Here is a 26,170-nt window from a genome sequence, read left to right as displayed (position 1 = left end):
TGCGCACTCTTTGGCGCTCTGGGCCGGTCACTTGGCGGGGAACCTCTGCGCGGCGTCGAGCCGGATGTTCTCCCCGTTGAGATAGGGATTGCGGACGATCGCCTCGACCAGCAGGGCGAACTCGACGGGCCGGCCCATGCGGGGCGGGAAGACGATGCTGCCGACCAGTTTGTCCCTCAGCTGCTGGGACGCGCTGAGCATGAGGTCGGTGCCGATGGTGCCCGGCGCGATGCCGCACACCCGGATTCCCAGCGGCGCCAGGTCACGGGCGAGGGGCAGCGTCATTCCCGGGACGGCGGCCTTCGCCGACGCGTACGCGACCTGGCCGGCCTGTCCTTCCAACCCGGCCAGCGACCCCGTGTTCAGCACGACGCCGCGCTGGCCGTCCTCGTCCGGGGTGTTCTCAGCCATCGCGGCGGCCGCCAGCCGGGTCACGTTGAACGTGCCGAACGCGTTCTTGGCCATCGTGTCGACGAACGTCCGCATGTCGTGTGGTGCTCCGTCGCGGGCGACCGTGCGCGCCGGGCGGGTGCCACCGCCGGCGACGTTGACCACGATCGACAGGGTGCCGAGCGACCGGGCGGCGTCGATCGCGCTCTGGACGTCGGTGTCGGCGGTGACGTCGCCGGGGACCGCCGCCGTCGCGGGCCCGAGCTCGGCCGCGAGGTTCGTCGTGCGCTTGACGTCCCGGTCGAAGATCACGACGCCGACGCCGAGTTCGACGAGGTGCCGCACGGTGGCCGCGCCGAGGCCGCCCGCGCCGCCGGTCACGATCGCCGACGCGTCTGTGAGGTCCATGAGGCACCTTCCGTGATGAGGCCCGCCGTCCGGCCCACGCTCCGAGCCGCTACAGAATCCATTGGCTGTCTCATGTTGGGTCGATTGATTGCTCCTGTCTCGTCATGCGGCCAGGCTCGGTCCTACGGCGCGCCACCGGGTTGACGTCTGATCTGGCCGGTGGCCTCCAGGGGGGTGGGTCGCTGGCCGCCGCTTCTTGAAGAGGATGAGACAGAAGTGCAATAGTGTGTCGCCATGCGACATGCTCACCGTCGTGAGTCGCAGTCGTGCCGCGTCGTGAGGAGACAGGCAGATGGCACCGAAGGACATCGGCGCGTTGCGTGKCGCTGACGAGACGTTGAACCATCAGTTAGCGGACACGTTCGCCACCGTCGCGGAGTCCGATCTCGCCTGGACCGAGAAGATCTGGGGCTCGCTGGCGAGTGTCGACGGGTCCCTGCAGGTCGGCTTCGGGCTGGGCAAGTACCACAACCGGGGCATCATCGACGGCTTCGCGGGTGTCTCCCGGGGCCGTGCGCAGTGGACGGTCCGAGGCAGCCGGGAACTGCGGAGCAACCCGGAGGAGACGGCCGTCGGCCCGATCCACTACGAGGTCGTCGAGCCCCTGAACCAGGTGCGGTTCCGGCTGGAGCCGAACGACGTCCAGCCGATCTCGTTCGACCTCGTCCTTTCCGGGGTGACGCCGCCGTTCTTCGAGGACCGCAACCTCGTCCGCAACCGTCGCACCGGCCGGGTGGACGTCAACGTCATCCGCTACCACCAGGGCGGCTGGGCGTCGGGCACCGTGACGGTCGACGGTGAGACCCACGAGGTCCGCCCCGACGCGTGGTTCGGCTACCGGGACCATTCGTGGGGTGTCCGGCAGGCCGTCGGGGCGCCGCCGACGGACCTGATCCAGAGCCGGGCGCCGCGGCAGGAGACACAGGTCAAGGGCGGGATGAAATGGACGCCGGCCTTCCTGCGCCGGCCCGACGGCTCCTACTACGAGACCGCCATCTTCATCGCCGAGGGGGCCTGGGGATACACCTCCGCCTATCTGAACTCCTCCGACGGCACCCAGCTGAAGATCCGCGAGGCCGAGCCGCGCATTGAGTACGACACCCGCACGCGATTCGTGAAGGGCGGGGAATTACGCCTCACGATGGACTCCGGCGAGAAACGGATCATCGAGGTCGAGGCCCTCGGCGAGTCCGGCTTCTTCCTGAAGACCGGCGGGTACGGGTCATGGGGTGGGCACATCCACGGGTCGTGGCTGGGAAGGCTGCATCTCGACGGCGAGTACTTCGAGGACTGCTGGAGCGAGGAGAACCTGCGTGTCCTCGGCCAGCTTCGCGATACGCCGGTCCGGGTCCGGGAGGGCGACGCGGTGGGCTACGGCATCCTGGAGAGCCTCATCCACGGCGAGTGGCCCGAGCTCGGGCTGACGGTGGACTCCGACCACCAGGTGTCGTTCGCGTGACGACGGTGACGGCCGCGGACGAGCGGGTCAACGTTCTTGATCCCGAGTTCTACGTGGACCCGTGGGACTCGTAYCGCTGGCTACGCGACGAGGCTCCGGTCTTCTGGGACCCGGCGCAGAAGCTGTGGGTCGTCTCCCGGTTCTCCGACGTCCTCGCGGTCGAGAAGGACGGTGCCCGGTACTCGTCGTTCTACGGCTCCCGGCCGCACATCGACCTGCGCGAGGACCGGTCCATGATCAATATGGACGATCCCGACCACCAGGACCAGCGCAACGTGGTGGCCCGGCGGTTCACCCCGCGCGCCGTGYGCGGCCACGAGGAGCACATCCGCGGCGTCGTCACGGAGATCCTCGACGCGGTGACACCGCTGGGGGAGTGCGAGGCGATCGAGGCGATCGCCTCGCGGCTTCCCGCCATCGTGATCGGTGACCTGCTCGGGTATCCCCGGGACCTGTGGGAACGGGTCCGGTACTGGTCGGAACAGATCATGCTGCTCTCGGGCAAGACCTCGCCGGACGGCCCGCCACACGTCACCCACCCCGGGATCATCCCCGTCATCAAGGACTTCGTCAGGACCACCGCGCAGATCATCGAGGCCCGCCGGGCCGAGCCCCGCGACGATCTCATCTCGCTGTGGGTGACTACCCCGGGATGGGACACCAAGCGTGTTCTGGACGAGACCATCCTTGTTCTCGACGGCGGGGCGGAGACGACCCGGACCGTGATCGGCACGATGATCCGTGACCTCGCGCTGCAACCCGAGCAGCGGCGGCTGCTGCTGGAGCGGCCCGAGCTGCTCGCGCACAGCGCGGTCGAGGAGTTCATCCGGTGGGTGTCGCCCGTCCTGAACATGAGGCGCACCGCGACGGAGGACCACGAGCTGCACGGGCGGCACATCCGCTCCGGTGACGAGATCCTGCTGCTCTACGCGGCCGCGAACCGCGATCCGCGGGCGTTCACCGACCCCGACGTCCTCGACGTGTCGAGAACGTCCGAGCGGCATGTCGCCTTCGGTTTCGGCACCCACGTGTGCCTCGGCGCGCACCTCGCCCGCCTCGAGATCCGGGTGATGTTCGAGGAGCTGCTGCGCAGGATGCCGGACTGGGAGCTGGTCGACCCGGACGAGCCCGCGATACTTCCGGCCACCTTCGCCAGGGCGTACGACCGCATCCGCATTCGCTTCACCCCGAGCTGACCAGGGCTCACCCGAGCTGATCGGCCGCTCGTCCGAGCTGGCCACGGCTCACCCGGCTGACGAGTTGGCTGGTCGTGAACACAGGGAGCATGTCGAGCGATGCGAACCGAGGACGCTCTTGAGCGGCTCGCCTCATGGTTACAGGAGCGGATCCCGTCCGCGACCGACGTCCGGGTCGAGAATTCCAGCCGCGTCACCTTCGGCCACTCCGCGGAGATGCTGATGCTGACGCTCGTCTGGCACACCGGAACCGGGCCTCATCGCAGGGAGGTCGTGCTGCGCCTGCGCCCGCCGTTTCCGGGCCTGCTGGAGCCGTACGACATGGCCCGGCAGTTCACCATCCTGCGGGCGCTGGAGAACACCGACGTCCGCTGTCCCGCCGTGCTGTGGCTCGACGAGTCGGGCGAGGTGCTCGGTCGGCCGTTCTATGTGATGGAACGAGTGACTGGGGACGTCTATGAGCAGGAGGTCCCGGCGGGGCTGGCGGAGCGTCCGGCGACGATCCGCCGTATGACCCAGGCACTCGTCGAGCAGCTCGCCGCGATTCACGCGGTGGACCTGTCCGGTGGCGGTCTGGCGGCTCTGGGCGACGGCCGGTCGTACATCGACGACCARCTCGATCACTGGACGGCCGAGATGCGCCGGGTCCAGCGCGCCGAGCTCCCGTCGCTGGAGCGGCTGCTCACCGAGCTGCGGGACCGCAGGCCCACCGCGTCCGAGCKCGTCACCCTGGTTCACGGCGACCCGAAGCCCGGCAACTTCGCGTTCGTCGACGGCGAGGTGACCGGCGTGTTCGACTGGGAGATGGCCGGGATCGGGGACCCGCTCGCCGACGTCGGATACCTCGACCTTCTCTGGAAGACACCCGGCTTCTTCACGAGCCGGCCGTCGGCCCTGACCGCCGACGAGGCGCTCGCGTACTACGAGGAGCTCACCGGCGTACCGGTCCGGCACCGAGAGTGGTACCGGGCGTTCCAGTCGTTCAAGACCTGCGTGATTCTCCTCGTCGGCGCCATGCTGTTCGACGCGGGTGGCACGGACGACCTCAGGTTCGGCCTGATGGGGATGGGCATCGTTCCCTACGCCCGACGGGCGCTGCGCGACTTCGGCATCGACGAGCGGCTGCCTTCCGGACCCGTCGAGCCGCGGCCCGAGCGCCTCAGGGAGGCCCGGGAGAGGTCGGCGGCCCCGGCCCGCTGACGGCTCGCGAACCCGAGCCCGCGCTTACATGAGCCCCCACTCACCCGAGCCCGGGCCGACACGCTCGCACGATCGGAGGAAGACGGAGACATGGACATGACGAACGAGGCCGACGGGCTGTCGGTGCTGGTCACGGGTGGCGGCACCGGCATCGGCGCGGGCGTCGCGCGGCGGCTGGCGTCCGAGGGCGCCTGGGTCACCATCTGCGGCCGTACGGAGGCCACCCTGCGGTCCACGGCCGAGTCGATCAACGACGAGGCCAGCCGTGAGGCGGTCCGACACCACGTCGCGGACGTCACCAGCGAGCCGGACATCCAGCGAGTCATCGAGGCGGCGGCCGGCTGGCGGCAGCGCCTCGACGGTGTGGTCGCCAACGCTGGCGGCGGTGGCGCTCTCGCCCCGCTGCACGCCCAGAAGGTCGACGAGTTCACCCGTGTCCTCACGCTGAACGTCGTCGGCACGCTGCTGCTGGTCAAGCATGCGGTTCCGCTGTTCGCCCGGGCCGGCGCTGGCTCGTTCGTCGCCATCTCCTCCATCGCCGGGCACGTCACCCACCCCTACTTCGGGGCCTACCCGGTGGCGAAGGCCGCCGTGGAGGAGCTCATCCGCAACGCCGCGGACGAGTACGGGGCGGCGGGTGTCCGGTTCAACGCCGTCCGCCCGGGCCTCACCTCGACGGAGATCATGAGCTGGGCGACACCGGGCACGCCGGTCTACGAGAGCTACGACGAGAACACGCCGCTCGGGGGCGCCTCCGATGTCGACGACGTCGCGCAGCTCGTCAGTTTCCTGCTGTCGTCGCGGGCCGGCCGGGTGACCGGGCAGATCGTCAACGTCGACGGCGGCCACAGCCTGCGCCGAGGCCCGGACTACTCCGCCCTGGTCGCGCCCCGGTTCGGAGGGACGGACGCCCTGCTGGGAAAGGCGGAACCGGCCCGCACCGGATCGTGAGGCGAACGACGAGCGGCTGGACGACGCGCGTCGGCCTTCCCACCGAGGCGTTCCCGGCGGTCGCCGGACCCGCCGTTCGCGGTGCCGTTCACGGCTCCCCGCGCCCGCGCGGCGGTCCGCTCCCGCCGCGGGCCGTGCGGGCCGCGGGCTGGTGGGGGGATCGGCCCATGTCACGGAGACGGACGGATGCCGCGCCGCCTCTACGATGGCTGCATGACGGTGGTCGCCGAAGAGGACGGCGCGGGACAGCGCGCACCTGGTTGGTGGGGTAGCGACAGTGCGCTGCTCGATGACGAGGAGGCGCGTCGGCGCCTCGTCGCGGCCACGGGTCGCTGCCTCGCGCGGCGAGGCAGCAGCCGGATCCGCGTCGAGGAGGTCGCGGTCGAGGCCGGGGTGTCCCGCTCGACCGTCTACCGGTATTTCAAGGGCCGCAACGAGCTGATCCTCGCTGTTCTGCTGAGCAGGGTCGACGCCGCCATGCAGGGCGTTGTCAGTTCTCTTCCGCGGCCGGCGGACGCTTTGAGCTCGATCGTCGACGTGTTCCTGAGGTGCACGGACCTGATCAACGGCGACGCGGTCAGCGAGGCGCTCTTCACCCCGGGAAGCAGGCCCCTCGCGGAGTCGCTGGAACTGACCGAGGAACCCATCGTCGACGCGGTGTACCGCCACCTGCGGCCGCTCCTGCGGCAGTGGCAGGAGAGCGGGCAACTCGCCGCCGATCTGGACCTCAAGGAGACCGTCCGCTGGATGATGGCCGCGGGCGTCATCATCATGAGCCCCCCGTGGTCCAGCTGGTCGCCGGCAGGGAAGCGGGAGTTCGTCGACAGGTACATCGTGCGCGCACTCGTCGGGCCGCGCGGCGCGCCCGAGACGAAGAACGCCTGATCCGAGGCGAGGAAGAAGACGGGCGACGCCGCTGTCGCGGACGCTGGAGTTCCGGCGTCGGAAGCTCAGGCGTCGGCGGTCAGGCCGAGGACGCGGGCGGCATTGTGGCGCAGGAACTTCGGCCAGACATCGTCCTTGAAACCGACGTGGGGAAGTTCGGCCATGATGCGGTCGAGGGTGAGGCCCATGGGGAAGTAGCCGCCGTAGAGGATTTTGTCGGTGCCTCGGGTGTTGGCGTAGTCGATGATGTTCGCGGGATAATAGCGGGGGGCGAAGGCGCTGGTGGAGTAGTACAGGTTCGGCCATTTGAGCATGAGTTTGACGGCGAGGTCGGTCCACGGCTCGGCGCCGTGGCGCATGACGAACACCAGGTCGGGGAAGTCGTACATGACCTGGTCGATGAGCTCGACGCGCTGCGCCATGGACGGTACGCGGGGCCCGGCGATTCCGACCGTCACGAAGACGGGGATGCCGAGCTCGACGCACTTGGCGTAGACCGGGTACATCTGGGGCGCGTCGATGGCGACCTGCGGCTGCCCGCCGTGCGGGAAGACAGTCGCGGCTCGGACGCCCCATGTCTCGTGCGCCCGGACGAGCTCGCGGATGCCGGCCATCCCCTTGTTCGGGTCGCAGGTCCACGAGCCGGTGAAGCGGCCGGGGTGTTCGGTCAGTGCCCGGCCGGCGACCTGTTCGTTCGCGCTGACGCTGAYCAGGGCGATCTCGATGCCGTGTCGGTCCATTTCCCCGAGCACGAGCTCGACGGGGTCGACATCGTCGGGGACGTGGCTCTCGGGGATGTCGTGGAACATGTACTGCGCCGGCATCGCGAACTCCTCGCGTGACTGCCGGTCGCGCAGCACCGCGCGGATCTGCTGGTAGAGCGCGGCCGGGTCCTGCGGGAACCCGACCATCGTGTCGATCACCCCGACGTCGAACGGCCGGGGCCGGGCGGCGGACGGGTCCGGTGGGAGAGCTGAGGCCACCTCGGCACCTTTCGTGTCGTTGCTGTCGGGACGGCGCGGCCAGGACCGCCGCCGCGGGCTGGATGCTCGCGGCGGCTGGGCATCGCCGCGGCGTCGTTGCGCCCAGTGTCGGTGCGCCGGTGTCAGTCGCCTGGTGGACGGCTTCGACCATAGCCATGATCGTCGTTAATGTCGACATCGATATTGACATGAGGTAGCGTCCGCCGCGGCGGTGGATGTTTCGCGTCTGCCCGCGGCGGGCCCCACCCGTGGTCTGGTTCCCGGTCGCGCGGGGCTCGACGCGGGTGCCGGCGGCGGGCGGCCGAGCCACCTGGTGACCTGAGGTGTCACGCGTCTGGCGTGACCGGGCTGCGCTGGCGGTTGGCCGTCTGCTACTCCGGTAGAAGGCGGCTGCCGCGGATGGGTGCCGAGGGTCTCTGGYGGTGCCGGATACGACGACCACCACCGAGCAACTGTCTATATCGACGTCAACATGAACAATCGACATGCGGAGGCGGTGTCATGGGTGGCGTGGGACGGGACGCGTGGATCTTTGACTTCGACAGTCACTACTACGAGGCGCGCGACGCCTTCACCCGGCATCAGGACCGGTCCCTGGGTAGCCGGGGTGTCCGCTGGGCGGAGATCGATGGCCGTAGCCGGCTGATCGTCGGGGGCAGGGTCAACAGCTACATCGCGAACCCCACGTTCGACCCGGTCGCGCGCCCCGGTGCGCTGTACTCGTGGTACCGCGGGAACCCCGAGGGCAAGGGCATCCGAGAGGCGTTCGGCGCGCTCGAGCCCATCCGGCCGGAATACCGGGACCGGGACGCCCGGATACAGGCGCTCGACGAGCAGCACGTGACGGGCAGTCTGCTGTTCCCCACCCTCGGGGTAGGCCTGGAGGAAGCGCTCAAGGACGATCCGGACGCCGCCGCCAAGGTGTTCCACGCGTTCAACCGGTGGCTCGCGGAGGACTGGGGCTACCGGTATCAGGACCGCCTCTACGCGGTTCCGTACGTGCCGCTGCTGGAGCCGGCGGCCGCCGTGGCCGAGTTGCGGGCGGTGCTCGACGCCGGGGCCCTCGCGGTGAACGTCCGTAACGCGCCGGTGCCGGTGCCGGGTGGCTATCGCTCGCCGTTCGATCCCGCGTACGACGGGTTCTGGGGGCTCGCTGAGGAGGCGGGCGTCGTCGTGGCCACCCATGCCGGCGTCGACGGTTACGACGCGCTGGTGCAGATGTGGGAGCCGGGGCGGGAGGAGCAGTCGGTCCTGCGCTCGCCGCTGCGGGGAGTGCTGACGAAGGGCCGGGCGGTCTCGGACTTCTACGGTGCGGCGCTGTGTCACCTGGTGTTCGAGCGTTTCCCCGGGCTGCGGATGGCCAGTGTCGAGAACGGGGCGAGCTGGATTCCGGACCTGTTGCACCGGCTCGACGACGTCGCCAGCCGCAATCCCGGCTACTTCAGGGAGCACCCCCGCGACGTGTTCGGGGAGCACGTCTGGGTCACGCCGTTCTGGGAGGACCGGGTCGACGTCCTGCTCGCCGACGTGCGCGTCGACCGGCTGCTGCTCGGTTCGGACTGGCCGCACGCGGAGGGCGTCGTCGAGCCGGTCGACTTCGTCACCGAGTCGCTCGCGGGTCTGCCCGAGGGCGACGTGCGGAAGATCTCTCATGACAACGCGCTGGAAGTCCTGGCCCTCCCCAGCACCTGACCAGCGGTCAGCCCACCGCCGGAGCGACGCCCGGTCGGCGGGCGGCGCGGCGGAGTCTCCGCCGCGCGGCGGAGACTCCGCGGTGGGCGGTCATGCGGACCCGCGGGAGGAGGCGACCGGCCCGTCGCCGGTCGCCTCCTCCCGCGGTCAATCCAGGTCCCCGGGCTGCAGGCGGCTACTGGTCGAGCCGGTGGCCGCACCAGCGGTCGCGGCCGGTGGGGTCGGGGACGATGTCGTAACCAGTGCCGGCGTCGTTGACCCGCATGAAGGTGTAGCAGGTGGCGATCTGCCCCCAGTCCTTCGTCAGGTCGACGGGGCCCGGCAGCAGGCCGCCGGCGTCGTATGTGCTCGCCCGCAGGGTGTCGATGTACTGGGCGCGGGTGGGACAGGCACCGGCCCTGTCGAGGCCGTAGAGGAACAGGTCGGTGAGGACGTAGGTGACGAGGGCGATCTCCTGGTCGGGTGGCTGGATTTCAGGGGCGTAGCTGTCCATCGCGGCCAGGTATTTCTGGTGGGCCGGCCCGCCTATCTCGAACGGGATGTAGTTGACGGCGGCGGTCAGCCCGCTGAGCGTCTGACCGTACGTGTTGAGYAGTGACTTGTCATAGCCGCTGGGCGCAAGAATGACCTTCACGGGTGCGCCGGCCTCGCGGATGCCGCGGACGACCTCGGCCAGGTCGGTGCCGGCGAATGCCGCGGTCACGACGTCGGCCCCGGCCTGCTTCAGCTGCTGGCCCAGCTGGACCGGGTTGGTGAAGTTCGGGTTGTAGGTGAAGCGGCCGGGCACCAGCGGGATGCCGGCCGTCGTCAGACTGGTGCCGATCTTCGATCCGATGTCGTTTCCGGCGGCGGTGACGTCGTTCTGGATGACAGCCGCCCTGGTGCCGCCCTGGGACTTCGCGAAGTCGCCGAAGGTCGAGACGGACGGGCCGTCGCCGAACAGGTACGTGTAGGCGAACATGTTCCGGTAGCCGTGGTCCGCCCAGAAGGCCTCGGCTGGTATTCCCGTTGCCGGGACGCCGTGGTCGCGCAGATAACCGGCACCCTGGGCGGCGGCGATGGATGCCTCGACGAGTCCGAAGACCTTCTGGTTCTCGACGAGGTCGCGGACGACCTCGAGGTTCTGGGCGGGCGCGCTGGTGTCGTCGCGCCAGTCATAGATCAGCTTGCGGCCGTGGATCCCGCCGGCCGCGTTCGCCTCCGAGATCCGCGCGGCGAACCCGCTCCTGGCGACGCTCAGGGACGAGGAKCCCGCGCCAGTGCCGGGATAGACGAAGCCCAGCCGGATTTCGTTGGCGCTGTACCCGGGGGTACCGCAGCCGGCGACCGGACCGTCGCCCGCGCCGCCACCGGACGCCGAACAGGCCGTGGCCAGCGCTGTCACCAACGCGGCGACAAGCGCCGTGGGCGTCATCCCACGCCAGGTGCGGTGGTGACGGCGATTGACGTTGTTCCGACTAGCCAAGGTGGTCTCCGTGTCCGTTCTTTTCGAGATTCGTCAGGGTCTGGGACATGCCGCGTGGCGATGCCGCGCTCGGGGCGGTCGGCGACGGTAATGGCGCCGTCCCGAGGCCGTCGGCCAGCGGGGGGAACGCCCTGCGCCGTTCCTGCGTGAAGTCGTCCGCGACGGCGTGCGACGGCCCCGGCCCCGCCGCCGCGACGGACGGCGACGGCCTCGACGAAGCGTGGTTCATGACGCTTTTGCTCCCTGACCAGCTATCAACGTTGACGTCGATCTCGACATCCGCGAACCTTAGCGGGTAGGTGGTGGCCCAGCGACGACGGGCCGGGCGACGCGGCCCCAGTGCGGCCGCCGGAGCGACGGCGCCCTTCCGGCGACGTCCAGTGGGCGGGTCGGCACCCGCGGAGAGAGCTGGCTGGCACCTGGAAAGCGCGGAGGCGAACTGGTCGGGGAGGCACTGGCGGCCCGCTCGGCTTCACCCGCGGCCGCAACGACAAGGCCGACGTCCTGGGCTCCGTCGGCGTAGCGGGCGCGACCAACCGACGCGCCTAGTGTCAGCTCGCGCGGTGGCGGGGCACCGTCGGCGTGCCGGGTGCGGGCGGCTCGGCCGGCATCCATCCCCGACCTGTCGATCTGCTCCCTCGTCACTCGTCACTGATGTGTCAGCGTCGAACCGATCCGAGAGGACGTCCCATGCGCTACACGATCCTGCTGCACTACCCGGAGCTGATGGCGGCGGGCGAGCTCGACGAGGCCGCCGTCCAGGAGGGTATGGCCGCCTTCCAGAAGTACGCCGCCGACCTCGACGCGGCGGGCGCTCTGATCTCCGCCGAGGTGCTCGGCGACTCGTCGGCCACGACGACCGTGCGCAGCGTCGACGGCGAGTTCCGCGTTCAGGACGGCCCGTTCGCCGACACCAAGGAACAGCTCGCCGGCACGTTCGTGATCGACGTCGCCGACCTGGACGCGGCGCTGGGGTGGGCGAAGCGGGCGCCCTCGGTCGCGTGGGGGCCGGTCGAGGTGCGGCCGGGCATGACCCACTGGCAGGACGGCGCGTGGACGTCGAGGCGGTGACCAACCTGCCCGGAAGCGTCCCCGACGAGGTCCGCGCCGCCGCCGAGGGCGCGGCGCGGACCTCGTACGGCCGCCTGATCGCCCTGCTCGCCGCGCCGACCCGGGACATCGCCCTCGCGCAGGACGCGCTCGCCGACGCCTTCGAGCAGGCGCTGCGCACCTGGCCGGCCTCGGGCATCCCTGGCAACCCCGGAGGGTGGCTGCTCACCGTGGCCCGCAACCGTCAGCGCGACGTACTCAGGTCGGCCGCCCACCGCATGTCGGTGCCCCTTCCCACCGCCGCCGACGCCGATACGGGCGCGGCCGTCGCGATCGACCCACTCGCCGCCGTCGACCCGGACGCCATCCCCGACAAGCGCCTGGAGCTCCTGTTCGCCTGCGCCCATCCCGCGATCGCGCCCGAGGTGCGGACCCCGCTCATGCTCCACACCGTCCTCGGCTTCGACGCGGCCAGCATCGCCGCCGCGTTCCGCGTGCCGTCGGCGACGATGGCGCAGCGCCTGGTCCGGGCGAAGCGCCGCATCCGCGCCGCCGGCATCCCGTTCGTCATACCGACCCGCGCGGACCTGCCCGAGCGGCTCGGCCACGTCCTTGAGGCGATCTACGGCGCTTACACGATCGACTGGGAATCGCTCGGCTCTCCCGACGCCCGTGTCGCGCCGCAGGAGTCGCTCGCGGCGGAGTCGCTCTATCTCGCCGTCACCGTCGCGGCGCTGCTCAAGGTCGAGCCCGAGGCCTGGGGGCTCGCCGCGCTCATCGCGCTCTCGTCGTCCCGCGCCCCCGCGCGCTGGCCTGGCGGCGTGTTCGTGCCCTTCGCTCAGCAGGATCCCGAGCACTGGGACACAGCCCTCATCCAGGAGGGCGAGGCCTACCTGCGCCGCGCCCACGCGCTCGGGTCGCCTGTCGGCCGGTTCCAGCTCGAGGCCGCGATCCAGTCGGTCCACGCTGACCGCCGGCGTACCGGCACGACCGACCGGGACGCCCTGCTCCGGCTTTACCGGGCACTCGTCACCATCGCGCCGACCCAGGGCGCCCGCGACGCACTCGCCGCCGTCGAGAGAAACCCAGCAGGAGAGATCTCCCGGGCACGGGACTCATAGCGGCGCCCGGGCCGCCACGGCGCAGTCGTCTCTGGAGGTCCGTCGAGAGGGCCATAAGGGGCCTAACCAGGCTGTGGCGGGGTAAGGCGCAGGTATGACAACGATCGACCCGGTACCGGACTCACGGCCACCTGAGACTGACGCGCCGCCGCCCGCCCTCCAGCAGCATGTCGTGCGCCCGACCCGCCTGAGCCGGGCCTGGTCGGCGATCATCTTCTTCGCGCTCGTGCTCGTACTTCTTCTGATCTTCATCCTGCAGAACGGCCAGCGGGTGAAGGTGTCATTTCTGGGCGCCCACGGTCATCTGCCGCTGGCGGTCGCGATGCTGTTCGCCGCCATCGCGGGTGCCCTGCTGGTCGCGATTCCCGGGATCGGCCGCATGATCCAGCTGCGGCGCGTGGCGCGTCGCCACCGCGACGCCGATGCCCAGGCGCTGCCGCAGGCCCAGGCGGTGCCGCAGGTCCTGGAAGCGCCGCAGGCCCAGACGGTGCCGCAGGTCCAAGAGGTACCGCAGGCTCAGGCGACGCGGCAGGGCCAGACGGTGCCGCAGGGCCAGGCGGCACCAGCGATGCCCGCCACACACGGGAGGACATGGCGGTTCCGAAGCAGGGTGAATCAGGGCGCGCCGCGGATGTGACCGTGACATCCCGGGCGGAGAACCGGCGCCGGTATCGCCGCCCAGGTCCACATCCTCGGCTTCGGGCCTGATGTCGAGGCTGGTGACGGCACCCTGGCGTGGCATGCCCGTTTTCGCGGTACGACGCGGTTCGCTATGTGGCCGCGGGTGTCATCCAGACGTGTGGGGCTGAACAAGCGAGCTGCTCGACGAGGCCGACTAGCACGCGGCGGACCGGTCACGAGCGTCGAGGAACTGGCCGAGGCGCCAACGGCCGGATACTCACCGGTCAGTGTTGCATACAGATGGTGGTGGGATGAATCCGCCGTGTGTCGATCGGGCGTGCGGGAGTCGCGAGAGGGCAATCCCGTTTTTGGTGGTGTGGCGCCGGCCCCTTTTTTTGGTGGTGTGGCGCCGGCCAAGGTGCGTTTGAGTGGCGCGGTGGGTGGGATAAAGGCCACGAAATCACGATGGACGATCGTCGAATGTGCTTCGTCGACCTGGTCGACGGCGGATCCTGGTCCAGGTGGGCGGCGGCCCCGGCCCGTGGCCGCACACCGCATCGCCTCAGTACGTCGGCGGCCCGACAGGAGCCCGGYCTTTCCCCACCGTCCATCCGGTGCGAGGCTCCTCGCGAGGGACATGGCAGCGAAGCTCGAGAACGTCAGTCGGACACTGGACTCGGCACCCGGGAATCGGGAGAAGAAATAGTGGMTGGACGCGAGGAACGTCCGCTCACCCGGTGCTGTCCTGGCCACGCCGGCTCGCGATCAGCCGATTCAGGATGGCATAGGCACGGGTCACGGCCGCTACACAGGCACCCCACATGGTGAGCGAGCGGACCGAGGAATTCTGGCTCGTGCCCGATCCGACGATGGTCCGTGAGACCCGGCACGCCGTGCGACGGTTGTGCCGGGACGCCGACCTGGGCGCCGACACCTCCGATGCCGCTGTCCTGCTGGCCAGTGAGACCGTGACGAACGCCATCGTGCACGGCGGTCCGCCCACCCACCTGGTCATCCGGGCCTCGGCCAGTGGTATCCGCGTCGAGGTCACCGACGGCACCGCGCTCCTGCCCGTCGTCGGGCCCGCACGGCCCGACGCCACGAACGGCCGGGGCATCCGACTGATCGACGCGCTCGCGACCCGGTGGGGAGTGCAGCGGCACCCCGACGGTAAGACGGTGTGGTTCGAGATCGCGTCGGCTTCGCCGACCGCCGCGCCCGCGCAGACCTGGCCCCTGACCGACTGACGCGCCCGGCGGATCGCGGTCTGTCTCGCCGGAGCCGATCGACGACGCCACGCTGTCGAACTCCCGGGGATCCCGCTCGTGGAACGACCTTCGTGGCTGTGCGCGTTTCTCGACCGCCGATCGGATGGTTAGCGGGCGACGGCCGGGGAACAAACCGCGCAGAGCCGTCCGCGGCTACCAAAACAGGGAGCTGACCTACGTGAGTGTGTTCGACAGCCTGCTCAACGGACTCGACGACGGTACCCAACGTCGCACCCGGGAACTGATCACCGAAAGTGTCACCGCGGACCGCGAGGGAGTTCTCGCCGGCCTCAATCCGGAACGGCGGGTCGACACCGGAGGGCGAGAGCGCCGGCGCCGTTCCGCTGGTACCTCTGACTCCGAATAGCCTGGTCGTAGTCTTCCTGTTTCTCTCCGTGAAGCGTGACGACGGCTGACCTCCGAGCGAGTCGGTCCGCCGGGATCTACTGGTCGAATCGCGGGATACTCGGCCGACGCGACAGTCCCCGCCGCGGAATACACAGTCCACGCCGGCACCTCGCGACAATGCGATCCGCGCCTTTCTCCGCGAAGCAAAGAAACGCGCCGTCTCCGTGAGATGGTGATTGGGCGTTGCCAGGTCCGCGCCGTCTCCGGCCGTGTCCACCGGCCGGCCCGCGCCGGTCCGGACGTTTCGGTCAGTCAAGCCAGGTCGGCGCCGTGCCGCGGGCGGGGGTCGCGTCTCGGAGAAACGCGGTCAGGTGGATGAAGGTGCCGCGGCCCTATCTCCGCGGGGAGGCGCCCGTGCCATAGGGGTCCTGGCTGCCGGTCGCGTCCCGTTTGTGCGGTGCCCGGGCCTACGATGCGATCTGTGACGATCCCTCCTGGCACGGAAGATGGGGCCGGCCCACTTCTCGACAGCCTTCGGCGCGCGGTCTCGGCGATGCCGGACGAACTGCCGCTGCGGCTCCTTCTCGCGGAGCACCTGTTGCGGGAGGGCCTGGGGGCCGAGTCGGTGGCCGCGTGCGCGGAGGCGCTGCGGCGGGCACCTGACAATGCGCGGGCCCGGGAGCTCATGGTCCAGGCCCTCCAGCCGACCGCGACGCCCGAACCGAACACGCAGTCCCCGGCCACGTCTGGAGCCGCGGACGGCGCGCCGGTTCGGCCGGTCGGCCCAATCGGCCCGATCAGCCCGGCGGGCCTGGGCGGACCGGTCGACCCGACGTACGTGCGGCCGCCCGTCGGCTCGTCCGAGCCGGAGGCCGAGGTCCCCGTCGCCGGTCCGCCGGCGACGGGCGCTTTCGACTGGGGCGCCGCGGAACGCGACGTCGACGGCGTCGTCCCGCCGGCCTTCGTCGGCGCCGAGCCGGTCGAGGTGTCGCCGGGGGCGCCGGGTACCGGCGACGCGTGGGACGTGGTCGGCGCCGGGGTGACGTTGGCGGACGTCGGCGGGATGGCGCAGGTCAAGAAGCGGCTGGAGCAGGCGTTCCTGGCGCCGATGCGCAACCCCGAACTGCGGCGGATGTACGGCAAGAGCCTGCGGGGCGGGCTGCTGCTGTACGGCCCGCCCGGTTGTGGCAAGACGTTCGTGGCCCGGGCCGTGGCGGGGGAGCTGGGGGCGAAGTTCCTCTCGGTGGGGCTCGCCGACGTGTTGGACATGTGGGTGGGCTCAAGCGAGCGCAACGTCCACGAGCTGTTCCAGCTGGCCCGGCGGGAGGCCCCGTGCGTGGTCTTCCTCGACGAGGTGGACGCGCTGGGCCAGAAGCGTTCGCAGACTCGCCAGTCGGCGACGCGGGGGGCGGTCACCCAGCTGCTCGCGGAGCTGGACGGAGTGGACGGCCTCAACGAGGGCGTGTTCGTCCTGGCGGCGACGAACCACCCGTGGGACGTGGACTCGGCCCTGCGGCGCCCGGGCCGGCTGGACCGCACCCTCCTGGTCCTGCCACCGGACCAGGCCGCCCGGGAGGCGATCTTCCGGCACCACCTCGCGCAGCGTCCTGTCGGGGGCATCGACCTGGGCCGGCTGGCCAAGTCCACCGACGGGTACTCCGGAGCCGACATCGCCCACATCTGCGAGACCGCGGTCGAGCGGGCGCTCCTGGACAGCGTCAACACCGGCCAGGCCCGCCTGGTGGGCATGCCCGACATCCAGGGGGCCATCGCCGAGGTGCGCCCCTCGATGGGCCCCTGGTTCGACATCGCCCGCAACGTCGTCCTGTTCGCCGACGACGACGGCACCTACTCCGACCTCCGTGCCTACCTCAAGAAGATCAGGCGGCTGTGACCTCCCCTCATTCCTCCGGTGAGACCACGGGACTCGACCGCGCCGCCGCCGTCGAGGTGATCCAGAACCTGCTCGACGTCCGCCGGTTCGCGGACGCCCGGACCCGTGCCGCGGCGCTGCTCGGCGAGCAGCCGGACGACCCGCGGGTGCTGTGCCTGCTCGCCCAGGCCCTGCTGAACCTGGGCGAGCACGCGAGCGCGCTCCAGACGGCCCAACGAGCCATCGCCGTCAGCCCCGAGGAGGAGTGGGGCCATCGCCTGGCCAGCCACGCCTACGAGGAGCTCGGGCAGTACTGGTTCGCCCGGGAGGCCGCCCAGCGCGCCACCACCCTGGCGCCGTACCACTGGCAGACCTGGGCACAGCTCGCCGACACCGCCCACGCCCTGGGCTCCGAGCACCAGGCGCTGCACGCCGCGACCGAGGCGCTGCGGCTGGCTCCCCACGAGGCCACGACGCACTTCGTCTACGGCAGGATGGTCATGGAGCGCGATCCCGCCCGTGCRCGGTCCGCCTTCGAGGAGGCGCTGCGCCTCGAACCCGGCAACGCCGCCGCCCGGAACAACCTCGCCGTGCTGGACCTGCGGACCAGCAACCTCCGCCAGGCCGGCGAAGGCCTGATCCGGGCCGCCGCCGCCAACCCCCGGGACACGGTCGCGCAGCACAACCTGCGCGTGACCGTCCACGCCATCGTCGCGCGGACCTGCTTCGCCGTCTTCGTCTTCACCCTTCTGGTCGCGCGGACCCTGCTCATCGTCGGCGAGGCCACTGACCGGGTCCAGCTCCCCTTCACGCTCATCTGGATCGTCACCGAGGCCCTGGCTCTGGGTTACCTGGCCTGGTGGCTGCGCCAGCTCACCGCTCCGCTGCGGCGGCACCTCTGGTATCTGGTCAGCCGGGACAGGATCCTCAGCGCTGTGATGGGCGGCCTCGCCGTCGTGGGCGTTCTCGGCACCGTCGGCGTCGTGACCTCCGGGCCTGTCGGGCTCACCACGCGGGTCCTCGCGCTGCTCGTCGTCATCGCGGTCCGCGTCCTCACCGGCATCTCCGCCCRCCGGCTCGATCACTAGGAGCGGGCGAGGCCCGTGGTGAGCAGTTCGTCGAGCTCGCCGAGGGCCTCGCGCAGGCGGTCGGCGAAGGCGTGCATCCCGGCGGTCACCGGGCGCGGGGTGCTCAGGTAGATGTTCAGCCGGTCCGGCAGCAGCACGTAGGCGATGCCGATGCACTTCCCGCTGGTCGAGCCGAAGCCGAAGTACTCGATGTTCGCCGACGGGGCCGAGCTGGTGCTCAGGTAGTCGTCCCGCATCACCAGCCAGCCCGGCGACTCGTAGAGCGGCGAGGCGGTGGGCACGCCGAGCTCGGCGCCCTGGCGTCGCTGGATGAACGCAAGCTCCCACAGGTGCTGCTCGGGAGCGTCGCCGCGCTGGCACTCGCCGGCCCGCCGCACGTGAGCGTTGGCCGCCGCGCGCAGCGCCGCCAGCCGGGTGGCCGGATCGGCGGCCGGATCATCCATCGTCGCGGCGAAGGTCAGCACCTCCGGCGTGACGACACGCATCGCCTCGGTGCGCCCGTACCGCCACTGGCGGGTGGCGATCGACTCGTACGTCGCGCCGATCTGACCCTTCGCCCGATAGTGCGCGAGCTGGTAGGCCAGCTGCACCAGTGCGTCCGGCGAGATCCGCAGCGTCTTGGACCGGTCGGCGCCGTGCTCGGGGAACGACAGCGCCACGGCCACGGTCTCCTCGCCGAACTCGGCGAACGACTCCGACGCCGCCTGAATGTCGGCTCGCAGCGCCGCGTCGAGGACGAAGGAGACCGGGCGCACGGCCGGTCGGCCGTGCGACTGGGCTCCTGAGCGGGTGGACAGCTCGGCGGGCGGCGCGGCGAGCAGTTCGTCGACGAAGCTCAGGACGGTGGTGCCGTCCAGCCCGCAGTGCTCGATGTTGATCCCGGCGCGGCCGTTCGGGAAGACGACGAACGAGACCGACTTGTCGTACCAGCGGCCGGCGGCGCTGCCGTGCAGCAGCTGGTCGCAGGTGGCGAGGGTGTCCGGCGGGACGACGTGGTCCAGGCAGACGCAGAACAGCGCCCGCTCGATCTCCTCCAGCGCGGCCGCGTTCGCCGGGTCGTGGGCGATCAGCGACGCCCGGCTCCGCGCCCACGCCGCGCGGGCCTTGGTGGTGAGATGTCCGACCGCGGTGTCGTCCGGCGCCGGCGCGGGACCCGCGGCGGCCACGACGGCGGCGAGCCCGGCGGCGAGCTCCGGGAGGGTGTGCGGGGTGCCGTCCGGGCCGAGCACGTCCATCCGGAACATCTGCCCGTGCCGGAACACCACGACGTGGCGGGCGTCCGACGGGCCAGGCCACGCGGCGCTGTACGGCACCCGGACGGTGTCCTGGTCCTGGCCGGGGATGCGGGTGGTGGAGAACAGGAACCGGTTCTGCACCATCGACTGCGGCTGGCCGCGCCGCACCAGCGGCGGGATGCGCTCCGCGTCCAGCCGGATCTTGTAGTCGAGCGCGGCGGCGATCAGGCCCGCGGCCCGCTCGACCTGCGGGTCACCGGGCGGCGTGGCGGCCGGCGCCGGCGCCGGGGTCGGGGTCGCGGTCCGCGTCGCGGTGGCGGGCGCGGGCACGGCGTCCCGGAACAGGAAGAAGAAGTTGGCGTTCAGCGCGATCCGGTCCCGCCGGCCCAGGTAGCGGGCGGGCCAGAACTCGTCGAGCCAGCTGTGCACGCCGTCGCTCGCGTCGAACCGGGCCAGCTCGGCGTGCAGCGGCCGCCCCGGGCCGTCCGGCGCGAGGAAGTCGTTCACGGCCGTCTCGGTCGCGGCGAGCTGCTCGGCGGTGAGCAGCGGGGCGCACCAGTCCAGGAACCGCGCGCAGCTGTCCGCCAGCTCGGGCAGCGGGACGCGAGGGAGGCTGTCCTCGTTGTCGAAGGTGCGCACGGCCGGCGCCGTCTCGGTCGTGGCCAGGGCCGCGGTCGTGGACGGTGCCTCGGTCGTGGCGGCCTCGCGGCCGGTCTGGACGGTCATCCTGGTCGTCTTCCTCGTTCTGGTCGTGGCCGTGGGCCGTGGGTTGTGGGTTGTGGGTTGTGGCGACGGTTGCCGACAGGGGCGCGGAACCGGGCGGCGAGCTCAGAACCGGACGACGCGGGCGGCCGCGTCCGGCCAGGTGGTCGAACCGGCGTCCTGGCTGGCCAGGACGCCGGGGGCGCCATTCCGGCCGTCGCCGCGCCCCGCCCGTGACGTTCTCACAGCGATCGGATGCTTAGAGGGATTCAGGCGGACGGGAGATGAAAAGCTGGGCGTACAGCCATCCGTCGGCCTCCAGCCCATGTGGATCCACCCCGACCGCCGAGAGGGTCGCCAGCACCTGGTCGTGCTCCTGTGGCGAGGCGAACTGGCGCTGCTCGAACAACCGGTCCACCGCCACCGTCTGGTAGCCGAACCCGGCGAGGGTCTCGGCGATCGGGTCGAACGGGAACATACGCAGCGTGAAGTGCGCCATCCACGGCAGACCCGGCCTACCGTCGGCCGCCGCCGCGTAGGGCCCCGCGACCGCGTCCGGGCTGGTAGCCGCGGTGACGATCTGGGTCAGGGTCCGGTCGGTGACGTAACCGAGGCAGCCGGTGGAGATGACCAGATCGACACCGGCGAGGCGGGCCCGCTCCGGTTCCGTGAGCTCGCGGGACTCCAGATCCGCGTGCAGCGCGTCGTCGAGGAAACCGGCGTCGAGAGCGTAGGCGAGCGCGGGACCAGACGCGTCGAGACCGATCACCTCGATATCGATGGCGCCGCCGCGGGCCGTTGTCAGTGCCTGGTCGCTGGCCACGAGCATCGCCCTGGTTCGCGGGTCAGCCGCCAGGCCGGTCGTCGTCCCGGCAGCCTCGGGTGCCGCGGTCATCCGACCATCGACGGATCCACCGTCACGCCCCTGACCGTTGCCGCCCGGATGGCCGACGGTCCGCCCGATCTCGCCGGCGTAACGGTCGTACAGCTCGTCCATGGCGAGGTCGAGCTTCAGCAGAGCCGCGTTGACGCCATAGGAGGAACCGACGTCGAGCACGCGCAGCCGGCGGCCCGGACGGCTTTCCTGACACTCGTCGATGATTTTGGCGAAGTATGGCTTGGCTAACTGGGGCAGCCGATAGTCGAGTGCGCGCAGCGTACTGAAGTACGAACGCGGGTCGGGCTGGTCATAGACGTGCGCGAGTGAGACTTTTCCAGCGGCGTCGAAATCCATGCTCAGTGCTCCTCTCGATACGCCCAGTGGCGGGGCGATCAGGGTGCGCATCGGTCCGGAATGGTCGGTCGGACTGGGCGGGCTGGAATGCTCGTCGGAAGGCGACGGTCATCGGTGGCGAGGCCGTCTGCGCCGGCGGACCTCGGGAGCGACGTGCACGGCGGTCACGTGCGCGGCGGTCAGTCGAGCAGCGCGTCCATCCGGACGGGCCGCTCGGCCGCCGCTCGGTGTTCCGGCAGCACCCGGCCGAACAACTGCCTGGTGCGGGAGAGACTGCCGACCACGCCCGGCCGCGCGCTGTAGGCGAAGATCACGCTGTGCCGCTGGACCGGGCCGGTCACCCGGCTCACTCGGTGCAGGGAGTAGCGGCCGAGGAAGAGCTGGAGGTCGCCGGGCCGCAGCCGCAGCCGCCGGACGAACCTGTCGCCCCGACCGGCCAGCACGGCCGCGACGTCCTCGACGTTCTCCTCGGCCGCGGACCGGATCTTCGGGCAGTACTCGAACTCGCCGCCATCGGCTTCCTGGGTCAGCAGACTCACCGCGAACTCGTTGGTGTCGAAATGCCAGGGATGCTCCCGTCCGGGAGCGACGATGTTGACGCACAGCCCCGCCAGCGGATCCGCCAGCTCGTGCACGGCGGGCAGCTCGAAACAGGCCGCGACGAACCGCTGGAACGCGATGCTGGTGTAGAGCCGCTGGGCGGCGTGGTCGGCCGGGATGCGGTCCCGGGCGACGAACGCGTTGCCCCGCCGCAGGCTGACCCGCCCGGGATGCCCCGGCGGCAGCGGCGTCTCCGGCGCGATGTTGTACGCGTTCACCGTCTCGTCGCCGTAGTAGGCCAGCGGAGCCAGCGCCGCGCACTGGGCCCGCAGCCGTTCCAGCGCGTCGGGCCTGACGAATCCCGGGAGCACGCAACATCCGGACGCGGCCAGCTCGAGCCGGACACCCCGGACGAGCTCATTCCAGGCCGAGCTGTCCGGGGGCGCGAACAAGGGGTACAGCCCGGTGTTAACAACGGTCTCRACCGCCGTGGCCATCGTGACGTCGTCAATGACGCTCTCGGGGCTGGTCACGGAAATCCCTCCATCAACCGTCCACACGACGCGCCGTCCGGGAAATCAACGCCACGGAGAACTCAGCACAGTTTTCCGGTTGGTATCCGCGGAATGTCCTGAAATGTGACATGTAACACGACGGTCATCTCGCGGCCTCATCACGGACCCGATCTCGTCTTCGCCGGCAAAAGCGCAGGTAGAACGCACCTCGAGCGCGGGACGGTGGCGACACCAGCGACCCGATCGGGTTGCCCTGATCGACATCGCGGGAGCGGGGTGTGCCGGCCGCGCGGGATGGGTGTCCCGCGCGGCCGGCGGTGGTGGGGTCAGCGGCGGGCGAGGAGGACCAGGCGAGGCGAGCCCAGCTCGTACGGGGCGCCGTCCGGGCTGGCGTGGCGGCCGGTCACGGTGAAGCCGCCCGCTCGCAGGAACCCGGTCAGCTGACCGCTGGTGTAGATGTGGTGCACCGCCGTCGTCTCGAGGACCTGGTCGCCGCGACGAAAGGTGTACCGGCTGAGCAGCCGGCTCTCCGCCAGGTCGTATTCGGTGCGCGTCTCGACCTCGATGTCACCGGTCCGCATGACGTCTCGTTCGCCGGTGAAGCCGGGCAGGATCGACTCCGCCGTGGCGCCGAAGTCGATGACAAGGCCGCCGCCCGGGCGTACCGCGCCGGCGAGCGCGGAGACGAACTGGGCGGTGCCGGCCGGATCGAGATACCCGAAGCTGTTGCCCAGGCACAGGGCCGTGTCGAACGCGCCGGTCCGCGGGACGTCGCGCATGTCGCCGACGGTGAAGTCGACGTCGAGCCCGGCGGTGGCGGCCGCCGCGCGGGCGTGTGTGACGGCCTCGGGCGAGATGTCGACGCCGGTTACCCGGTGGCCCCGGGCGGCGAGCAGCAGGCTGTGGCGGCCGCTGCCGCACGGTGCGTCGAGAATCCGTGAGCCGGGAGCCAGCCCCAGCCTGGACACGATGAAGTCGACGTCGGCGACGGTCCATTCGGGGGTGGCGGCGCGGCGCCAGAACTCGTTCGGCAGTTCGGTGAAGAAGGTTCGGTACCAGTCCGGATTGGACAAGGTGGTGCTCCGTTCGAGGCGTGCGTGATCACGGGGTCGTTGCGCAGACGAAACCCGGGCACACCGAAGGAAGCCGGTGACCCGGGTATCAACCCGGGGCAGGCATGGCTTCCTCCACGGTCACGGTCGGGGGTACCCCGACGAACTACGCGGGACGCTACCAGCCAACCTCCCGAGCGCAAGCGGATTTCCCGCCAGGCGCTGGCCTCGATGGTGGGAGAGCTGCGCCCGGGTGGCTAGGTTGGTCGTCGAGGACGCGGACCCGACATTGCAGCCGCTTGCCTGCCACGGCCGCGCCTTTGATTTCGGCGTGGGGCCGTAAACCGCGATAACCCGGGGGTGATCCAGCCGGTAGCGCCGGCTATCTCGCGACATGGGCGTCGCCCCCACGGCCCAGCGGCAGCGCGTCGGCGGGATCGGCGGTGCCGGCGGCGGCATACAGGGGACACTGCCGCTGGGCGTTCCCGCTCCTGCGCGCCGAGGTGCCTGAACCCGCTCGACGGAACCCGACAGAAGGGGCGCCACCGATGGCGAAACTGCTCTCCGTCAACATCGGAATGCCCAAGGACGTGGCCTGGCAGGGGCGAACCGTCTACACCGGTATCTGGAAGACCTCCGTCGCCGGGCCGCGGATGGTCCGGCGCCTCAACATCGACGGCGACGGGCAGGGCGACCTGGCGGGCCACGGCGGCGAGAACCGGGCGGTGCTCGTCTACCAGATCGACTCATATGACTACTGGCAGCGCCTTTTCGGGCGCGACGACTTCGTCCGCGGCCAGTTCGGGGAGAACTTCACCGTCGACGGYCTCCCGGACGACGAGGTGTGCGTCGGTGACCGGTACCGGATCGGCGAGGCCGAGTTCGAGGTCACCCAGCCCCGGGTCACCTGCTACCGGGTCGGAATGCGCCTCGGTGTACCGGACATGMCCTCGCTGCTCGTCGCCCACCACCGCCCGGGCTTCTACCTGCGCGTGATCACCGAGGGGCGCGTCGAGGCCGGAGACGAGATCGTCAGGACGCGGATCGGGCCGGAACAGTTCACCGTCGCCGACATCGACGCGCTGCTCTACCTGCCCGACCGCGACCCGGAGCGGCTGCGCGCCGCGTTGCGCATCCCGGCGCTGAGCCCCGGCTGGCAGGGGTCCTTCAAGGATCTCCTCGCCGCCGCCGAACATGGCCGGACGTCCGCGCCCGCGATCGGGGTCGAGCCAGGATGGGCCGGGTTCCGCCGGTTGAAGGTCGCGGCCACCGTCGTCGAGAGCTCCACGGTGGCCTCGATCCACCTTGCCGCTGATGACGGCCGCCCGCTCCCGGCGGCACTGCCCGGCCAGTACCTCACGCTGCGCGTCGCCGGAGCCGGGGAGCCCGCKCCGGTGCGCAGTTACTCCCTGTCCTCCGCGCCGGGCGACAGTGAGTACCGGATCAGCGTGAAGAGGGAGAGCCACGGGGCGGTGAGTGGCTACCTGCACACGAAGCTGCACCCCGGGATGGTGCTCGACGTGGCCGCGCCGCGGGGTGACTTCGTCCTCGACGGCGGCGACGCCCCGGTGGTCCTGCTCTCCGCCGGAGTCGGTGTCACCCCGGTCCTGGCGATGCTRCACCAGCTGGTGGCCGAGGACAGCCCGCGCGACGTCTGGTGGGTCCACGCCGCCCGGAACGCGGACGAGCACGCGTTCGGCCATGAGGCCCACTACCTGCTCACCCGGCTGCGCAACGCGCACGAACACGTCTTCTACACCGCCGCCTCGCCCGGAGCTGCCGCGTCAGGCCTCAGAACCCCCGTCGGCGTCGGTGCCCGCCCCGCAGCCTCATCCACAGCCGAGTCCACGGCCTCCTCCACGACCGGCGCCCGGGCGGCATCCCTGATGGCGGCCCTGGGYGGCCGGATCACCGTCGGACGCCCCAACGCGCGGGCGCTGTCCGACATGGGAATCCCGCCGGACGCCGGCGCCTACATGTGCGGACCGGCCGGGTTCATGGCCGACATGCGGACRGCCCTCGAAAGCCTCGGGCTGCGCGGCCAGAGCATCCACGCCGAGCTGTTCGGCGCCCTGCCCGGGGTCACCCCCGGCATAGCCGCGCGGCCGGCGCCGCCACCGCATCCGCCGCAGGGGCCGCCCGGCACCGGGCCGCTGGTGACGTTCGCGCGCAGTGGGCTGTCGGTGCCCTGGTCGGAGGAGCGGCGCAGCATCATCGAGCTGGCGGACGCCTGCGACGTCCCGACCCGCTGGTCCTGCCGTACCGGCGTCTGCCACACGTGCGTGACGCCGCTGCTGACCGGATCCGTGCGGTACGCGCCCACCCCCCTGGAGCCGCCGGCCCCCGGCGACGTGCTGATCTGCTGCTCCCACCCGGACGGCGAGATAGTGCTCGACCTGTAGCCACCAACCACGGCGCTGCCGTACCCGGCGGGGTAAACATTCAGGTGCTTTGTTGATGTTGCTTTGGGTCGCTGGCTTCGGAGCCAGGCGCTGATGTTGGTGGTCGCGTGGCGTGCCAGGTCTGGTGCGTGTGGTGAGGTAGGGGCATGGCGCCGGTCGAGGAGATGCCCCCTGAGGGCCTCCTCGCGGTGGTGCGCGCCCAGGCGGAGCTGATCGCGGAGTTGCGGGCGACGGTCGCCGAGCAGGCCCGGCAGATCGCGGAGCTGACGGCGAAGGTCGCTGACCTGGAGCGGAAGGCGTCGCGGAACTCGCGGAACTCGTCGTTATCGCCGTCCAGCGACGGCGCGATCCCGGGTCGGAAGCCGCCCGAGCCGCCGGCGGGCGGTGGCGGGGCGGGGAAGAAGAAACGCGGCAAGCAGCCGGGCGCGGACGGGTTGACGCTGGCCTGGCGGGAGGACCCAGACCGGGTGGAGGGGCACTTCCCGACTGGGG

22 protein-coding genes are annotated in these 26,170 nt (G+C 70.9%); 15 read left to right on the top strand and 7 right to left on the bottom strand.

Features of this window, described 5'->3' with window-relative positions:
* Positions 1-27: 27 nt before the first annotated feature.
* On the bottom strand, positions 28-798 hold the full coding sequence (locus BL253_RS27995; protein WP_076820300.1) for an SDR family NAD(P)-dependent oxidoreductase: 771 nt from the start codon (positions 796-798) through the stop codon (positions 28-30).
* A gap of 292 nt (positions 799-1,090) precedes the next feature.
* Here BL253_RS27995 and BL253_RS27990 point away from each other — a divergent pair, with 292 nt between their 5' ends.
* From BL253_RS27990 to BL253_RS27970, 5 genes are all read left to right on the top strand, one after another.
* On the top strand, positions 1,091-2,257 hold the full coding sequence (locus BL253_RS27990; protein ID WP_076820299.1) for an Rv3169 family protein: 1,167 nt from the start codon (positions 1,091-1,093) through the stop codon (positions 2,255-2,257).
* Positions 2,254-3,453 carry a cytochrome P450 gene (locus BL253_RS27985; protein WP_076820298.1) on the top strand — a complete coding sequence of 400 codons (1,200 nt, stop codon included), beginning with the start codon at positions 2,254-2,256 and terminating at the stop codon, positions 3,451-3,453. Before BL253_RS27990 ends, BL253_RS27985 begins: the two co-directional genes overlap by 4 nt.
* 99 nt (positions 3,454-3,552) lie before the next feature.
* A complete protein-coding gene (locus BL253_RS27980) occupies positions 3,553-4,653 on the top strand; it encodes a phosphotransferase family protein (protein ID WP_076820297.1) in 1,101 nt (366 codons plus the stop codon).
* Between the two features lie 96 nt (positions 4,654-4,749).
* Entirely contained in the window at positions 4,750-5,604 is an 855-nt protein-coding gene (locus BL253_RS27975) for an SDR family oxidoreductase (RefSeq protein ID WP_241835220.1), read from the top strand.
* 213 nt (positions 5,605-5,817) lie between these two features.
* Positions 5,818-6,489 (top strand): TetR/AcrR family transcriptional regulator, encoded by a 672-nt coding sequence (locus BL253_RS27970; RefSeq protein ID WP_076820334.1) that lies wholly within the window; start codon positions 5,818-5,820, stop codon positions 6,487-6,489.
* 65 nt (positions 6,490-6,554) lie between these two features.
* On the opposite strand, the gene BL253_RS27965 is transcribed toward BL253_RS27970, so the two are convergent.
* A complete protein-coding gene (locus BL253_RS27965) occupies positions 6,555-7,472 on the bottom strand; it encodes an amidohydrolase family protein (protein WP_198946424.1) in 918 nt (305 codons plus the stop codon).
* 501 nt (positions 7,473-7,973) lie between these two features.
* Here BL253_RS27965 and BL253_RS27960 point away from each other — a divergent pair.
* Positions 7,974-9,164 carry an amidohydrolase family protein gene (locus tag BL253_RS27960; protein WP_076820295.1) on the top strand — a complete coding sequence of 397 codons (1,191 nt, stop codon included), beginning with the start codon at positions 7,974-7,976 and terminating at the stop codon, positions 9,162-9,164.
* Positions 9,165-9,339: 175 nt separating this feature from the next.
* Here the strand turns inward: BL253_RS27960 and BL253_RS27955 are convergent, their stop codons facing one another.
* Positions 9,340-10,578: an ABC transporter substrate-binding protein gene (locus BL253_RS27955; protein ID WP_076820294.1), complete on the bottom strand. Its 1,239-nt coding sequence runs from the start codon at positions 10,576-10,578 to the stop codon at positions 9,340-9,342.
* A 741-nt stretch (positions 10,579-11,319) separates the two neighbouring features.
* Between BL253_RS27955 and BL253_RS27950 the strand changes: the two genes are divergently transcribed.
* From BL253_RS27950 to BL253_RS27920, 7 genes are all read left to right on the top strand, one after another.
* Positions 11,320-11,700, top strand: a complete 381-nt coding sequence (locus tag BL253_RS27950) for a YciI family protein (protein WP_076820293.1) — start codon at positions 11,320-11,322, stop codon at positions 11,698-11,700.
* The gene (locus BL253_RS27945; RefSeq protein WP_076820292.1) at positions 11,682-12,800 is read left to right on the top strand and encodes an RNA polymerase sigma factor; all 1,119 of its coding nucleotides are present in this window, start codon (positions 11,682-11,684) and stop codon (positions 12,798-12,800) included. The genes BL253_RS27950 and BL253_RS27945 overlap by 19 nt, the downstream gene beginning before the upstream one ends.
* A gap of 94 nt (positions 12,801-12,894) precedes the next feature.
* Positions 12,895-13,437 carry a LapA family protein gene (locus tag BL253_RS44100; protein WP_241835219.1) on the top strand — a complete coding sequence of 181 codons (543 nt, stop codon included), beginning with the start codon at positions 12,895-12,897 and terminating at the stop codon, positions 13,435-13,437.
* A gap of 805 nt (positions 13,438-14,242) precedes the next feature.
* A complete protein-coding gene (locus BL253_RS27935; protein WP_076820291.1) occupies positions 14,243-14,668 on the top strand; it encodes an ATP-binding protein in 426 nt (141 codons plus the stop codon).
* Between the two features lie 199 nt (positions 14,669-14,867).
* On the top strand, positions 14,868-15,056 hold the full coding sequence (locus BL253_RS27930; RefSeq protein WP_076820290.1) for a hypothetical protein: 189 nt from the start codon (positions 14,868-14,870) through the stop codon (positions 15,054-15,056).
* 534 nt (positions 15,057-15,590) lie between these two features.
* A complete protein-coding gene (locus tag BL253_RS27925) occupies positions 15,591-16,931 on the top strand; it encodes an ATP-binding protein (protein WP_241835218.1) in 1,341 nt (446 codons plus the stop codon).
* Positions 16,928-17,998: a tetratricopeptide repeat protein gene (locus BL253_RS27920; RefSeq protein ID WP_076820288.1), complete on the top strand. Its 1,071-nt coding sequence runs from the start codon at positions 16,928-16,930 to the stop codon at positions 17,996-17,998. Before BL253_RS27925 ends, BL253_RS27920 begins: the two co-directional genes overlap by 4 nt.
* Here the strand turns inward: BL253_RS27920 and BL253_RS27915 are convergent.
* The 4 genes from BL253_RS27915 to BL253_RS27900 all read right to left on the bottom strand — a co-directional run bounded on the left by BL253_RS27915 (position 17,995) and on the right by BL253_RS27900 (position 23,297).
* The gene (locus BL253_RS27915; RefSeq protein WP_076820287.1) at positions 17,995-19,959 is read right to left on the bottom strand and encodes a choline/carnitine O-acyltransferase; all 1,965 of its coding nucleotides are present in this window, start codon (positions 19,957-19,959) and stop codon (positions 17,995-17,997) included. The two genes, BL253_RS27920 and BL253_RS27915, sit on opposite strands and share 4 nt — an antisense overlap.
* Before the next feature lie 235 nt (positions 19,960-20,194).
* Positions 20,195-21,169: a methyltransferase type 12 gene (locus tag BL253_RS27910; protein WP_076820286.1), complete on the bottom strand. Its 975-nt coding sequence runs from the start codon at positions 21,167-21,169 to the stop codon at positions 20,195-20,197.
* A 179-nt stretch (positions 21,170-21,348) separates the two neighbouring features.
* A complete protein-coding gene (locus BL253_RS27905; RefSeq protein ID WP_076820285.1) occupies positions 21,349-22,242 on the bottom strand; it encodes a HalD/BesD family halogenase in 894 nt (297 codons plus the stop codon).
* A gap of 308 nt (positions 22,243-22,550) precedes the next feature.
* Positions 22,551-23,297, bottom strand: coding sequence for an SAM-dependent methyltransferase (locus BL253_RS27900; RefSeq protein ID WP_076820284.1), 747 nt, complete (start codon positions 23,295-23,297; stop codon positions 22,551-22,553).
* Between the two features lie 527 nt (positions 23,298-23,824).
* Between BL253_RS27900 and BL253_RS27895 the strand changes: the two genes are divergently transcribed.
* On the top strand, positions 23,825-25,678 hold the full coding sequence (locus tag BL253_RS27895) for an MOSC and FAD-binding oxidoreductase domain-containing protein (RefSeq protein ID WP_076820283.1): 1,854 nt from the start codon (positions 23,825-23,827) through the stop codon (positions 25,676-25,678).
* Positions 25,679-25,824: 146 nt separating this feature from the next.
* On the top strand, positions 25,825-26,170 hold a 346-nt coding region (locus tag BL253_RS27890; RefSeq protein ID WP_338013708.1), incomplete at its 3' end, for a DUF6444 domain-containing protein.

This window comes from Pseudofrankia asymbiotica (assembly GCF_001983105.1).
Taxonomy (GTDB): Bacteria; Actinomycetota; Actinomycetes; order Frankiales; family Frankiaceae; genus Pseudofrankia; species Pseudofrankia asymbiotica.
Note: the sequence above shows the minus strand (reverse complement) of the source record. Positions and strands in the feature narration are given on the sequence as shown.